Origin of the sequence: Tepidibacter mesophilus, from assembly GCF_002724055.1 — a bacterium.
In the GTDB taxonomy this organism is placed as follows: Bacteria; Bacillota; Clostridia; order Peptostreptococcales; family Peptostreptococcaceae; genus Tepidibacter_A; species Tepidibacter_A mesophilus.
Genome location: NZ_BDQY01000009.1, coordinates 1 through 14,760 on the forward strand (window position 1 = coordinate 1; position 14,760 = coordinate 14,760).

Here is a 14,760-nt window from a genome sequence, read left to right on the forward strand (position 1 = left end):
AAATCTTTGACATTTTTAAGATGCCTTAAAAATGTATTATCTCGTATTAGCATATCTTTCGATATGTTATCCGTGTGTATAGGGCAGGTTACCCACGCGTTACTCACCCGTCCGCCGCTAAGATTAAAAAGCAAGCTTTTTAATCTCCGCTCGACTTGCATGTGTTAGGCACGCCGCCAGCGTTCATCCTGAGCCAGGATCAAACTCTTAAATAAAATTTAAAGTTTGTCAGTACTCAGTAAACTGACTTTTTGTTTGTTTATTCCGAAAATCACTGTTGTGATTTATTTATAACCTACTGTTTAATTTTCAAAGTTCATTTATTTCCTTCGTGTGTTTCGTGTTTGCCTCGTTGTTGAGGACAAGTAATAATATATCACCTTCTAAGCAATCCGTCAACACTTTTTTTAAAGTTTTTTATAAAATATATTATATAAGATATTAAACGTGAGTTATAAAAAATTCGCCTAGTAGCTACTCACTAACTCATGTCTCCAATGATTCCTAACTTCACAGTTTTAAAATTATAATCTTATAGAATAAAATACACAACAGTTCATTATATATAATAAAAGGGGGTTATATAATATGATCAAATTCATAATATATAATTTTGTAGGTATATTCATATTTTTTATACCTATAAAGTTAAACAGTAAAATAACAATACCAATAGATCATATTATTATATATATATATACTCAATTCTTAAATTATGTATGTATCTATACTTTAGCTCTAATTATACTAGGAGTTTTTTATCCTTTTATCACAAAATCATGGAATACGAATAGATTCAATAAAATAATTTCTTTTTTTAATTTTTCGAGTATATTTATATGTATAATATTTATTACTAATTTAAATAAGTTCTATTTTATATCTAAAGATATGTTATCTATAATATTTAATAATATAGCTATTCCTATTAGTATAGCTATTCCTGTAGGATCTGTTTTTTTAACTTTTCTCATAGATTATGGACTCTTAGAGTTTATAGGAACTTTGATGCAGCCTATAATTAAACCACTATTTAAAGTTCCAGGTAAATCAGCTATAAATGCTTTAGCATCTTTTTTAAGTAATTGTTCTATAGGAGTTCTAATTACAGATGCTTTATTCAAAGATAGTAAGTATAGTATTAAAGAAGCTAGTATTATAGTTACAGGATTTTCTACTGTATCTATAAGTTCAATGCTTATTATAGCTAAGACTTTAGGTCTTATGCGTATGTGGAATTCTTATTTTATAATTACATTAATAGTAACTTGTTTAGTAACCGCAATTACAGCTAGGATACCTCCTCTTAGCAGAAAAAGTCATTCTTATATTTCATCTGATTCCTTTATAGAAGCTACTATTGACAAAAATTTCATTCAAATTGCATGGAATGAAGCTATTAAATCTATAAATAAACCTATTAACTTGTATAAGAATATATATCATAATTTCAAAAATGGTTTAATCGTAACTATGACAGTTCTGCCTTCAATAGTGTCAATAGGTACTGCTGGTTTGATATTAAGTAAATATACTTGTTTTATAGATTTATTAGCATATATATTTTATCCATTATTAAAAATCCTTCAACTTCCACAACCAATGCTTACTGCTAAATCTACATCAATTGGTATAATAGACTTATTTTTACCATCATTCTTAATAACAAATTCTTCATTTTTAACTCGTTTTATAATAGGTGTAGTATCCGTTAGTTCTGTATTATCTTTTTGTTCATCTATACCTTGTATTTTATCTACAAAAATACCCTTATCTATTTGGGAATTATTTTTGATATGGATAGAAAGAGTAGTATTTTCTTTTATAATAGTTACGCCTATAGTTACTTTAATTATTTGACTTTTTTAATGGCAAAAACTTAATTATATTTTATGTGTTTAAAGGTTGCAAAAAAGCGTAAAAATATATATTATAGATAGTTGAAAAGATAATTTAAAATTTGTTTTTTGTTGAAGTTATATGCTATATTAATTAATATAAATAACTCGAATTTTTAAATTATTTATAAACTATAAAATTTTTAGGAGTGTGTCTATGTGTAAGAAATTTGAAATTGGCAATATTATTGAAGGTACAGTAACAGACGTTAAGCCTTTCGGTGCTTTTGTGGCTCTAGATGAAAAAACTAAAGGATTAGTTCATATTTCACAAATTAGTCATAACTTTATAAACGATATAAATGAACATATTTCAGCTGGGGATAAAGTTAAAGTTAAAGTTATAAGCATTGATGAAGAATCTAAAAAAATATCTCTTTCAATTAAACAAGCAACACCATTTACTCCAAAGCCTTTTACTCCAAAACCTAAAGATAAGCCATCTTATAATTCTAGCTCTAACTCAAGTTCTAGTTCTAAACCTAACTATAACTCTGGTTCTAGCTATAGAAATAAGGATGCATCTAAAGGTAAATTCCAAGCAAAACCAAAAGAAAATTCTCTTGAAGATAAATTAAAAGATTGGTTAAAGCAATCAGATGATCGTCAAGCTACTTTAAATAAACGTAGCAAAAGAAGATAATTTTTTAAACTCTCAGATTAATCCGAGAGTTTTTTTGTTTCATATTCATATTATAGAATGCCTTAGTATATAAAAAATGCCGACACATTGTCGGCGTTTTTTATTTATTAAATGCTATCTTCATAGCTTCATAACTTGCTTTTATTGTACAGTCTATATCTTCATTTGTATGAGCATTAGATAAAAACATTGCTTCAAACTGTGTTGGGGCAAGTAGTATCCCTCTTTCTATTAATTCTTTGAAATATATATTGAATTTTTCTACATCACATTTCATTACATCTTCGTAGTTTTCTATAGGTCCTTTTGCAAAGAAAAGACATACTAAAGACCCTGCCCTATTTACAGTTCCTTCTACATTAAGCTTTTTAAGATTTTCTTTAAGCCCATTTTCTAGTCTTATAGCCTTTTCTTCAAGCTCTTTATATATATTTTTATTATCTTTTAATATACTTATGTTTTTATATCCCATATACATAGCAAGAGGATTCCCGGATAATGTTCCAGCTTGATATACAGGTCCAACTGGGGATACCATATCCATTATCTCTTTCTTCCCACCGTAAGCTCCAACAGGAAGTCCTGCTCCTATAATTTTTCCAAGACATGTCATATCTGCTTTTATTCCATAATGCTCTCCTGCACCACCGAAAGCTAATCTAAATCCTGTTATTACTTCATCAAATATAAGAATAGATTTGTATTCATTAGTTATATTTCTAAGACCTTGTAAAAATTCTTTTTTACCTGCAACTACTCCCATATTCCCAGCAACAGGCTCTACGATTACAGCTGCTATGTCGTTTCCATGTTTTTTAAATATTTCTTTTACTGATTCTAAATCATTGTATCTGCATACAAGTGTATCTTTCACTACATCAGCTGGAACTCCAGGGCTTGTAGGGACTCCATATGTTATTGTTCCAGATCCTGATTTAACAAGTAATGCATCAGAATGACCATGGTAGCACCCTTCAAATTTTAATATTTTATTTCTCTTAGTATAAGCTCTAGCCACTCTTAATGCACTCATAGTAGCTTCTGTTCCTGAGTTTACCATCCTAACCATTTCTATTGATTCATATGCCTGACATATTAATTTTGCCATTTTTACTTCTATTTCTGTAGGAACACCATAACTTGTTCCTCTTCTTATTATATCTTCAACCCCACTTAAAACTTCTTCATTACTATGACCAAGCATTAATGGTCCCCAAGAACATATATAATCTAGATATTCATTTCCATCAACATCATATAATCTAGATCCTTTAGCATGATCTACAAATATAGGATTAAGTCCAACTGATTTAAATGCTCTAACAGGACTGTTGACTCCACCAGGTATGTATTTTACAGCTTCACTATATATGCTTTCAGATTTAGTAGTATTCATAATAGTCATCCCCTTTTATTTTTTCAACATTTTAGCTATATCTTTTGCAAAGTAAGTTATTATTATATCTGCCCCAGCTCTTTTTATAGATAAAATACTTTCCATTATAGCTTTTTCATCTAATAACCCATTCTTAACAGCAAGTTTTAACATAGAGTATTCTCCACTTACATTGTATGCAGCTATAGGCATGTTGAAATTGTCTTTTATTCTTCTTATTACATCTAAGTATGAAAGTGCAGGTTTTACCATGACTATATCTGCTCCTTCTTCTATATCAAGTCCTACCTCACGAACTGCTTCATCTGTGTTTGCAGGGTCCATTTGATAAGATTTTCTATCTCCAAAAGACGGTGCTGAATTAGCTGCATCTCTGAAAGGTCCATAGAATGAAGATGCGTATTTGGCACTATACGCCATTATAGGTGTGTTTTCATGCCCTGCTTTGTCTAAAGTTTTTCTCATATGAGCTATTCTTCCATCCATCATATCAGATGGAGCTACCATATCCGCCCCTGCATCTACATGACTTACAGCTATTCTTGATAGATATTCTAATGTCTTGTCATTATCTACATATCCATCTGAACATAGTATTCCGCAGTGCCCATGGCTCGTATACTCACACATGCACACATCAGTAATAATATATATATCATTAGTAAGTCTCTTTATCTCTTTTATAGCTCTTTGAACAATCCCATCCTCTGCATAAGCGCCTTTTCCATACTCATCTTTTTCATTTGGAACTCCAAATAGCATTACATACTTTATTCCAAACTCTTTTAACTCATTTACTTCTTCTTCTAACTTATCTACAGATAGATGATAAACATCAGGCATTGATTGTATCTCTTTTTTTATATTTTCTCCCTCAACAATAAATAAAGGATATATTAAGTTATCCATCTCAATTTTAGTCTCTCTAACTAAATCCCTTACAAGTTCACTACTTCTAAGTCTTCTAGGTCTTTTAATCACAGCTATTCCCCCTTAATATCTTCTATAATAGTATTTAAAATTCCATCTATAGTATATTCCTCAGCTTCTTTGTAAACATCCAAATTAAAATTTCTCACAGTATTTGAAGTTATAGGTCCTATAGATATTAATTTTGAATTTTTAAGCTTGTCTATATTTTCTTTACCTACTATTTTAACTAAATTCTTCACAGTTGATGAACTAGTAAATGTTATATAATCTAATTTATTAGAATCTAACATTTTAAGTATTTTATCTTTATTTCCATCACCTAATACAGTATTATATATCTTAACCTCTTTAACATAACATATTTCATTTAGTTTATCTATTAAATAATCTCTAGCCTCGCTAGCTCTTGGAATCAATATTTTATCATTCTCAACTAACAAATCCTTCAACTCATCATATATAGATTCAGCTACGAATTTCGCAGGCACTATATCAGCTATTATACCTTTTTTCTTAAGGTCTTTAGCTGTAGATGGTCCTATAGCTACTATCTTCATATTAGATAGTTTTCTAACATCAAAATCCATCTCATCTAATCTATTAAAGAATATTTTAACAGCATTTTGGCTTGTAAATATTATATAACTGTATTCCTGAAAATTGTTTATTTGATGATCTAATTCTTCATTAGGAGTTATTTCTTCTATATTTATAGTTGGAAACTGTATAGGGTTGCCTCCCAAATCCATTATTTTCTCTAGTAATTTACTATTTTGTGCCCTAGCTCTTGTAACAAGTATATTTTTTCCAAACAACCCTTTTTGCTCAAAGAAGTTTAATTTGTCTCTAAGTTTTACAACATCACCTACAACAATTAAGCTAGGTGGCTTTATATTTTCCTTAATAGCTATATCGTATATATTCTCAAGATTCCCGGTTACTACTCTCTGATTATATCTAGTTCCCCAGTTTATAAGAGCAACAGGTGTATCCTTACTTTTACCTTCATTAATTAAATTAGTGCATATATTATTTAGATTTTTAACTCCCATTAAAAACACCAAAGTTCCATTTAACTTACCTAATGATTTCCAATCAAGTTCATTTTTTTCATCCTTTAAATGACCGGTTATAACATGAAACGAAGAAGCATAATCTCTGTGAGTTATAGGTATGCCAGCATAACAAAGGCCACCAATAGCTGAAGTTATACCTGGAACTACTTCGAACTTAACTCCTCTTTCAAGAAGATATTCACCTTCTTCTCCTCCTCTACCGAAAACGTAAGGATCTCCTCCTTTAAGTCTTGTTACAATTTTACCTTCTTTTGCTTTCTGGCATATAACCTCATTTATTTCATCTTGAGTTAAAGTATGATCGCTAGATGCCTTTCCAACATATATAAACTCACAATTTCCTTTAGCCTCATTCAATAAATTTTCATTCGCCAATCTATCATATACTATTACATCTGCCTTTTTAATGCACTCTAAACCTTTCAATGTAATAAGCTTATAATCTCCGGGCCCTGCCCCTACTAAATATACTACTCCGTACATGGCTTCATCTCCTCTAGTATAATATCAGCAAGCTTATATCCTAACTCTTTTGCTTCATTAACACTACCTTCTACAAATGTTCTTACAATCCTACTTCCATCTTCTGCTCCAAATAAACCTTCAACTTTTATTTTATCTTCATCTACGGTACAGAATGCCCCTACAGGTATATGACATCCCCCATTAACTCCATGTAAGAAAGCTCTTTCTGCTTCAACCTCAATACAAGTCTTGTCATCTTTTATAGATGATACTATTTTTTCTATATCTTCATCAGTTTCTCTTATCTGTATAGCTAAAGCTCCTTGTGCTGGTGCTGGAAGCATTATATCAGTAGGTATATAAAAGCTTATTTCATCCTCTATATTCAATCTATGAAGACCCGCAGCTGCAAGCACTACACCATCAAGATTTTCTTCTTTAATTTTTCTTATTCTAGTTCCAACATTTCCTCTTATAGAAACTATTTCTAAATCTTCTCTATACTTAAGCAATTGATACTTTCTTCTTTTACTTCCTGTACCTATTTTAGCTTTTCTTGGAAGATCATATATGCTCTTATATCCTTCTTTCAAAACTAACACATCTCTGTGATCCTCACGTTTAGGAATTGCTGCAAATTTAAGTCCCTCCGTAACATTAGATGGCATATCCTTCATACTATGAACAGCTATGTCAATTTCTTTATTTAAAAGTTGCTCTTCTATTTCTTTTACGAATAATCCCTTATCGCCTATTTTGTCAAGTGATATATTCTGAATTCTATCACCTTTAGTCTTTATTATCTTAATTTCAAATTCTACATGGGGATTTGAATTTCTAAGGTTTTTTATAACCCATTTAGTTTGACTTAAGGCAAGATCACTTCCTCTAGTTCCAACTATTATTTTCATAATCAAGTCTCCTCTTTTTTAGTTCTTCTAGATTTAAGTTTACTAATTCATTTAGTATTTTTTTCTTTTCATTCTTATCCGTACAATTTTTTAAAACTAAGTTTCTTATATCACCTAAAATATTTACATATTCCTCATACTCAACACCATAGTTACTTTCAAGTTCTTTTCTTATTTTAGAGGCAAGAGATGGGCTGTTTCCCATAGTAGATACGCTAATAACTAAATTTCCTCTTTTAATACTTGAAGGCACTATAAAATCAGATAACTCTTTATTATCAGCTCTATTACACATAATATTATTTTCTTTACAGTAATTATCTATATCCTCATTTACCTTTTTATTAGATGAAGCCGCTATAACTATAAACGATTCTTTCAAATAATCTTCTCTATATTCATCATTTATAAGTTTAACCTCTATACTATAGAACTCTTCTATAAACGAAGGGCTTATAACCTTTATCTTACAATTAAACTCTAAAAACTTCTTTGCTTTTCTAAACGCAACTTTTCCTCCACCTATTATAGTTACATTTTTGTTGTCTAAATTTATCATCATGGGGTAAAACACTATACCACCTCTAGCATCAATTTATTATTTAAAAATCGTATTTTAAAGATCGAACAATTCCTCAATTATATTAGTGTAATCCTTTACTTTTCCCTCATCTTTAGTAGACTTAAGCTTTATTATAGGCTCTCTAATAACCCTTTTCAAAGCTGAATTTAACATTTTCTCTATTATCTTTTTTTCTCTACAGTCAAGATCTAGCTTTCTGTATATATAATCAAGTGTATCACTTTGTATATCACTGCATCTTTCATTCAAAGATTTTATAGTAGGATCTACCTTTATACTACTCATCCATTCTAAAAACTCATTTATACTCTCATCTATAATACTCTTTGCAACCTTAGATAATTCGATTCTTCTTTGTTCATTTTCATCAGATATCTTCTTAAGATCATCTATATCATAAACATTAACATTTGAAAGCTCATCAACAGACTCTTCAACATCACGAGGAAGAGCTATATCCATTATATAAACTTTATTCTCTATATCCATCATCTCATCTTTTCTTATGACAGTATGGGGGGATGCAGTTGCAGTTATAACAATATCTACATCTTTTAATATTTCGTATCTATTTTTATATTCTATAGGTTTTACCATTGGAAAATCATCACTTAAATCCAAAACTTTTTTATGAGATCTATTTGTCATATATATTTCATCTAAATCCTCCTCTATTAAGTGTTTAAGGGCTAATATACTCATCTTTCCAACACCTATTATAAGAGCTTTTTTATTTTTTAATGTTTTAAGTTTTTCTTTTAAAAATTTAACTCCTATATAACTTATAGAAAGAGGATTCTCTGATATTTTAGTTTCATTCTTTATGTTTTTACTAGTAGTTATAGCCTCTCTAAAAAGCTTATTTAAAATCTTACCACTAAAACCAAGTTCCATAGAGAATTGCATAGCTTCTTTTGCTTGTCCAAGAATCTGATCTTCACCTAAAACTAACGAATCCAGTCCAGATGCAACCTCGTATATATGATTTATAGCTTCTTTATGTCTTTTATCAAACAAATACTCTTTTATATCTTTTTCATCAAAGTAGTCTTCATAAAAATCTTTAACTACTTCGATTTTTGAATCGATATCTTTTGCAGCTATATATATCTCACTTCTATTACAAGTAGATAAAATAATTACTTCTTCTATCCCGTTATCAAGTAAAAAATTTGCACCTTCTATTTTCTTAGATTCCGTAAAAGATACTTTTTCTCTTATTCTAATAGGAGCAGTTTTGTGATTAACCCCTATAACTGCTACTTTCATAATCTCGCCTCCATTAAAAATTCGTCTAGTCGCTCCGCACTGACTCATGTCGCCAACGATCCCTAACGGACTTCGTTGTTCAAAAATAGTTGCGACTTTAGTTCTTCAATACCATCTATCTTTTCTGGATAATCAAGGCTAGGTCTTAGTATTACTATAGTTTTTATATTAGAATCAATACTTGCTCTTAGTTTTTCTTCAAAACCTCCAGCTGCTCCACTTTCCTTCGTTATAACCACATCACAATTATAGAATTTGTATAACTGCTTGTTTATATCATAAGAAAAAGGACCTTTCATAGCTACTATATTATGAGCTTTTAAACCTAAGTTCTCACAAGATTTTAAGACTTCAGATGTTGGAAGAACTCTAGCTATAATATTTTTATTTTTTAAATTCTTAACAAAATGCCCTAAGTTTTTGCTTCCTGTAGACAAAAATATATTTTTACCTATTTCATTGGCAATATCACAAGCTTCTTCTATATTATTGACCTTTATTATATTCTCATGTTCTAATATATCACTTGAACCTCTCTCATACCTTATATACTTTATACCTAACTCATAACTTGCATCCATGGCATTTTTAGATACCTCTAAAGCATACGGATGAGTTGCATCTATAATAGTTTCTATATTATTTTGTGTAACAAATTTAATCATATCATACTTATCTAGTCTAGCTACATTAATGTCTTTACAGTAATTTTTGGAAATCTCTCTTCCATAATCAGTTGCAACAGATAGAATATATGGCTTATTCAGTTCATTGAGTAAATCACATATTTTTAAGCTATCACTAGTTCCTCCAAGAACTAGTATCATATAACATAACCCCTTGGAGTTATCATCTTATCTCCATGTATGTAAGTAGATTTATTTCCTATTATTACAATAGTCGTCATATCCACAGTCTCAAAATCGATATCCTTGTATTTAACAACCTGTTTACACTGGCCTTCTCTAGCTACATCCTTAACTATCCCAACCGGTATATCGTCAGATTTAAACTCTCCCATAATTTCAAAAGCTCTTTTTAAGTGATCTTTTCTTCCCTTACTTCTAGGATTATATAGACATATTACAAAGTCAGCCTCTGCTGCAAGTTTTAGTCTTTTTTCTATAACATCCCAAGGAGTAAGTAAATCACTAAGGCTTATATGGCAAAAATCATGCATAATAGGTGCTCCAAGTACAGCAGCTGCTCCTATACTAGCAGTAACGCCAGGTACAATCTTTATCTCTATATCTAAGTTTTGTTTAGTTACAAGTTCAAGGATAAGACCTGCCATTCCATATATTCCGCTATCTCCACTACTTATAACAGCAACTATCTTACCTTCTTTAGCCTTTTCTATAGCATCTTGACATCTCTCGATTTCTTTTCTCATTCCATTTTGAACTACTTCTTTATCCTTTATAAATTCTTCAACTAAATTTATATAAGTTTTATAACCCACTATAACTTCACTTTTTTCTAACGCTTCTATAGCTTCATTAGTCATCAATTCCTTGCTACCTGGGCCTATACCTATTACATAAATCATTTTAATCTCCCCAATCCAAAAGTTATTCCTTTATACTTTGTTTTATTTACAATCAAATTTTCACCACTTAATATATACGAGACCGGCTCAACTACTGAATATACCCCAATAGATTTCTTCACAAACTCTGATTTTTCAAATTTATCCTCGACTTTTAGTATTTCTTCTCTAGATACTATCTCAAATCTCACGCCCAGTTTGTTTGCTAAATCAATTATCGCTTTTTCATCTTTTTTTAGATCTACGCTTCCAACTATTTTTATAGCATCTTTATCTATATTTTCTTTATCTAAAAAATCTTTAAAAGACTCATACATGAAATTAGAATCAGTATCTCTTCTACATCCTACTGATAAAACAATATTCTTTGGAGTTATCTTTATAATATCCTTATGTTTTATATCTATATTTTTCTTATTAGTTATGTAAACCAAAGTATCTACATCATCAATATTATTTTTATCATTTATTAAAACAAATCCTCTAGTGTCTATGTCGTAGTAACCATCCATGTATATTCCTACTTTTTTGCCTTCTACTAGATATGAATTCACTCTCTTCACATTTTCTTTAAAATCATCTATATGTGCATCTATTTTTTTTATTATCATATCAAGTGATGATTTATTGTTAACATCTGTAGCAGTGGTTATAACTGGATTCGAGTTCAGATGCTCACTTAACTTTATAGTCATTTCATTTGCACCACCTATATGTCCAGACAGAAGACTTATAACATTCTTTCCCATCTCATCCATTACTATTATGGCAGGATCTTGTGTTTTGTCCTTTATGTAAGGGCAAATACTTCTAACTACAATACCCGTTGCCATTATAAATATTAAATATTCATACTTGTAGAATATATCCCCTACAAACTCTTTAAATTTTCCTTTTATAGACATAGTATTATCACAAAGGATTTTGTTATTAACATATACATCGCACTCAATATATTTTTTTATATTAAGTGCAAGCTTTTTTCCATTTGAAGTAAGTGCTATTACAGCTTTATTACTTTCTGTACTCATGCTTAAATTCCTTATCGTACAACTTTGAGTAATTGTACTCTTTACCAAGAAATTCTCCAACCATTATAAGAGCTGTTTTATTTATTCCTTCTTCTTTAACCTTAGTAGCTATATTTTTCAATTTGCCTTTAATTATTTGTTCATCCTTCCAAGTAGCCTTATATACAACAGCTATTGGAGTCTCTTCTGTATATCCACCTTCAATAAGTCTAGATACGACTTTTTCTATTTCTTGAACAGACAAGAATATTACCATAGACGTTTGATGCTTTGCAAAAGATTCTATGGATTCTTTCTCTGGTACTGGAGTTCTTCCTTCCATTCTAGTTATAATAACACTTTGAGATATCTCAGGAACTGTATATTCAACTCCAAGTGCAGATGATGCTCCAAGGAATGAACTAACTCCTGGTGTACAGTCATATCCTATATCTTCTTTAGCAAGTTCTTCTACTTGTTCTCTAATTGAACCATATATAGAAAAATCACCTGTTTGAAGTCTTACAACACTCTTATTCTCCTTAACTCCCTTTTTCATAACCTCTACTATTTCTCCTAAATCCATATAAGCACTGTTATGAATTTCGCATCCCTCTTTACAATATTCAAGAAGTTCTGGATTAACTAAAGAACCAGCATATATAACAACATCGGCTTCACTCAATAATTTATATCCTTTTAAAGTTATAAGTTCTTTGTCTCCTGGTCCTGCCCCTACAAAATGAATTTTCATTATTATCTACCCCTTTTACATGAAATTATATATGTTGGATTTAAAGGCTTGAAATAATTACCTTTACCTAATTTTTCAAGCCTTGATACACAAACTTGTACACACTCTATATCTCCAAAACCTTGCTCTTTAAGTATTCTTAAAGACTCGTTAAGCGTTTCAACTATTATACAGTTAATAACCAATGTTGCATTTTCATTCAATAGACCTTTAAGCCATATTATTATTTCTTCTAAATTTCCTCCACTTCCTCCTATGAAAGCAGAATCTATTTTTTTATCAAAAGAATCAACTGGTGCATAGTCTTTAATAACTTTTATATTATTTATATTAAATTTATCAATATTTTCATATATAAGCTCAACGGCTTCTTCATTTCTCTCTATAGTAAAAACATTTAGCCCTTTATTTTCAAGAGATGCTTGTATGCTTATACTTCCTGTTCCACCACCTACATCTAAGAACGTACTACAATTCTTTAAGTTTAATTTGCTTATAGATATAGTCCTTATCTCTTCCTTAGTCATTGGAACCTTACCTCTTATAAATTCACTATCCTTCATCGTATATCACCACTACATTCATATCAAATTTATCTACATTAATTATATCTTCACAACAACCTATAGTTATTCTCTCATTATCATAAGAAAGGTTCTCCCCTACCACCATAACTTTGTTTAATTTCCTTTTGATTATCTCTTTTGCAATTTCCTTTGGACCTATTATATTATCTGTAACTAATGCTACTTTTTTATGAGATAATATGTAGTCGAAATCAGGTTGTTTGCCATGGCAACTACTTATATATATATCATTCATATCCATACCAATTTTTGAAAATATATATTGTATAGAGCTTATCCCCGATACTACATTCACATTATCACGTCCAAGCTCACTAACCATGTACTTTCCTATACCGTATATACTTGGATCACCCGATGCTATTATAGATATATTCTTATCCTTATTCTCATTTATGTAATCTATAATTTTCTTAAGGCTTCCTTTTATCTCGATTTTTTCTCCATTAAAATCCTTAAAGCTATCTAAATTCCTAGTTCCACCTATCAATACATCACTTTCATTTACTATATTCTCACCTATTTTAGTCAGGTAATTTAAATTTCCAGGCCCTGTCCCAATTATGTTTATCATCTAAATACCTCCAAAAGATTATCTGCACCATCAGATTTTCCAAGTATATCAAGCTCCATAGAAAATATCATAATCTCAACCTTAATATCATTGTCTAACCTTTGAAGAATCTTCTCTCTTCCTTTATTTGCTATAATATCGTAGACTTTTTCATATCCACTTTTTTCTATTATATCTATTGCAGCCTCAGTAGTTGAACAATTGTAAATATCATTTAAAATACTTATATCAGCTCCCATTAAAGCTAAATGAGTTATAATTATCTCCATTCTGCAATCTGCCATCTTACTATGAGTATGGAAAATGCCTCCAGCAAGCTTTACAAACTTGCCTAAATGACCAACCATAAGTATTTTTTCAAACCCAAACCTTTCAGCTTCCTTTATCATATATCCTACAAAGTTGCTAGTTCTAACAACGTAACTAGAGTCGATATTTAACACATCTTTTACAAAATTCTCTCCATGATTCCCTGGAACAAGTATAATTTTTTTAATTCCTTGTTCACTTTTCATGCCTAACTCAATAGAAAGCGACTTCTTCCAACCTTCCTCAGACATAGGCTCTACAATTCCAGTAGTGCCTATTATAGATATACCACCTTCTATTCCAAGTCTTGGATTGAAAGTCTTCTTTGCAATTTCCTCACCTCTTGGAATATAAACCAATACATCTGCTCCTAAATCTCCTATAACTTCCCTTACTTCCTTTTCTATCATCTTCATAGGAACCTTATTTATAGCAGCATTTCCAATTGGAATATTAAGACCTTTCTTAGTTATTCTCCCAACTCCTATACCACCGTCTATATTGATAATTCCAGTGTTGTTAATAGTAACCTTTGCAAATATATCTAACTTATGAGTAGCATCCTTGTCATCTCCCCCATCTTTCTTAACAGAAGCTACAGCATAACCTTCTCCTATTTCCTGATTCTCAACATTCAAATCTAGCCCTATTCCTTTAGGCGTATCTATCTGAATAATATCTATATTTTCTTTGCTTAAAGCCATAAAAGCCGCAGCCTTAGCCGCACCTGTAGCAGTAGACCCAGTAGTATAACCCCTTCTATACTTCTTCCCATCTATATACACATACTTTTCCATAACATC

The 14,760-nt window shown here is 30.4% G+C and carries 15 protein-coding genes and 1 rRNA gene; 2 read left to right on the forward strand and 14 right to left on the reverse strand.

Annotated elements, in window-relative coordinates; translation table 11 throughout:
• A 16S ribosomal RNA gene (locus Tmeso_RS07445) occupies positions 1 to 215 on the reverse strand; the annotation flags it as partial.
• A gap of 373 nt (positions 216 to 588) precedes the next feature.
• Between Tmeso_RS07445 and Tmeso_RS07450 the strand changes: the two genes are divergently transcribed.
• On the forward strand, positions 589 to 1,860 hold the full coding sequence (locus Tmeso_RS07450) for a YjiH family protein (RefSeq protein WP_099189780.1): 1,272 nt from the start codon (positions 589 to 591) through the stop codon (positions 1,858 to 1,860).
• A 195-nt stretch (positions 1,861 to 2,055) separates the two neighbouring features.
• On the forward strand, positions 2,056 to 2,541 hold the full coding sequence (locus tag Tmeso_RS07455; RefSeq protein WP_099189782.1) for a S1 RNA-binding domain-containing protein: 486 nt from the start codon (positions 2,056 to 2,058) through the stop codon (positions 2,539 to 2,541).
• A gap of 100 nt (positions 2,542 to 2,641) precedes the next feature.
• On the opposite strand, the gene hemL is transcribed toward Tmeso_RS07455, so the two are convergent.
• The 13 genes from hemL to cbiD form a co-directional block, all read right to left on the reverse strand.
• On the reverse strand, positions 2,642 to 3,937 hold the full coding sequence (gene hemL / locus Tmeso_RS07460; RefSeq protein ID WP_099189784.1) for a glutamate-1-semialdehyde 2,1-aminomutase: 1,296 nt from the start codon (positions 3,935 to 3,937) through the stop codon (positions 2,642 to 2,644).
• Between the two features lie 15 nt (positions 3,938 to 3,952).
• Positions 3,953 to 4,918: a porphobilinogen synthase gene (gene hemB, locus Tmeso_RS07465; protein WP_099189786.1), complete on the reverse strand. Its 966-nt coding sequence runs from the start codon at positions 4,916 to 4,918 to the stop codon at positions 3,953 to 3,955.
• Positions 4,919 to 4,920: 2 nt separating this feature from the next.
• Positions 4,921 to 6,429 carry a uroporphyrinogen-III C-methyltransferase gene (gene cobA, locus Tmeso_RS07470; protein WP_099189788.1) on the reverse strand — a complete coding sequence of 503 codons (1,509 nt, stop codon included), beginning with the start codon at positions 6,427 to 6,429 and terminating at the stop codon, positions 4,921 to 4,923.
• A complete protein-coding gene (gene hemC / locus Tmeso_RS07475; RefSeq protein ID WP_099189790.1) occupies positions 6,417 to 7,322 on the reverse strand; it encodes a hydroxymethylbilane synthase in 906 nt (301 codons plus the stop codon). The genes cobA and hemC overlap by 13 nt, the downstream gene beginning before the upstream one ends.
• The gene (locus Tmeso_RS07480; RefSeq protein ID WP_242967892.1) at positions 7,300 to 7,881 is read right to left on the reverse strand and encodes a precorrin-2 dehydrogenase/sirohydrochlorin ferrochelatase family protein; all 582 of its coding nucleotides are present in this window, start codon (positions 7,879 to 7,881) and stop codon (positions 7,300 to 7,302) included. Before Tmeso_RS07480 ends, hemC begins: the two co-directional genes overlap by 23 nt.
• Before the next feature lie 57 nt (positions 7,882 to 7,938).
• Entirely contained in the window at positions 7,939 to 9,174 is a 1,236-nt protein-coding gene (gene hemA / locus Tmeso_RS07485) for a glutamyl-tRNA reductase (protein ID WP_099189794.1), read from the reverse strand.
• Positions 9,175 to 9,236: 62 nt separating this feature from the next.
• Positions 9,237 to 10,001 carry a cobalt-precorrin-6A reductase gene (locus Tmeso_RS07490; protein ID WP_099189796.1) on the reverse strand — a complete coding sequence of 255 codons (765 nt, stop codon included), beginning with the start codon at positions 9,999 to 10,001 and terminating at the stop codon, positions 9,237 to 9,239.
• Positions 9,998 to 10,723, reverse strand: coding sequence for a precorrin-3B C(17)-methyltransferase (gene cobJ, locus Tmeso_RS07495; protein WP_099189798.1), 726 nt, complete (start codon positions 10,721 to 10,723; stop codon positions 9,998 to 10,000). The genes Tmeso_RS07490 and cobJ overlap by 4 nt, the downstream gene beginning before the upstream one ends.
• Positions 10,720 to 11,754, reverse strand: coding sequence for a cobalt-precorrin 5A hydrolase (gene cbiG, locus Tmeso_RS07500; RefSeq protein WP_099189800.1), 1,035 nt, complete (start codon positions 11,752 to 11,754; stop codon positions 10,720 to 10,722). Before cbiG ends, cobJ begins: the two co-directional genes overlap by 4 nt.
• Positions 11,738 to 12,490, reverse strand: a complete 753-nt coding sequence (locus tag Tmeso_RS07505; protein ID WP_099189802.1) for a cobalt-precorrin-4 methyltransferase — start codon at positions 12,488 to 12,490, stop codon at positions 11,738 to 11,740. Before Tmeso_RS07505 ends, cbiG begins: the two co-directional genes overlap by 17 nt.
• Complete coding sequence (locus Tmeso_RS07510; RefSeq protein WP_099189804.1) at positions 12,490 to 13,050, reverse strand: decarboxylating cobalt-precorrin-6B (C(15))-methyltransferase; 561 nt, start codon at positions 13,048 to 13,050, stop codon at positions 12,490 to 12,492. The genes Tmeso_RS07505 and Tmeso_RS07510 overlap by 1 nt, the downstream gene beginning before the upstream one ends.
• Positions 13,040 to 13,648, reverse strand: a complete 609-nt coding sequence (locus Tmeso_RS07515; protein WP_099189806.1) for a cobalt-precorrin-7 (C(5))-methyltransferase — start codon at positions 13,646 to 13,648, stop codon at positions 13,040 to 13,042. The genes Tmeso_RS07510 and Tmeso_RS07515 overlap by 11 nt, the downstream gene beginning before the upstream one ends.
• Complete coding sequence (cbiD, locus tag Tmeso_RS07520) at positions 13,645 to 14,754, reverse strand: cobalt-precorrin-5B (C(1))-methyltransferase CbiD (RefSeq protein ID WP_099189808.1); 1,110 nt, start codon at positions 14,752 to 14,754, stop codon at positions 13,645 to 13,647. Before cbiD ends, Tmeso_RS07515 begins: the two co-directional genes overlap by 4 nt.
• Between the last annotated feature and the right edge of the window lie 6 nt (positions 14,755 to 14,760).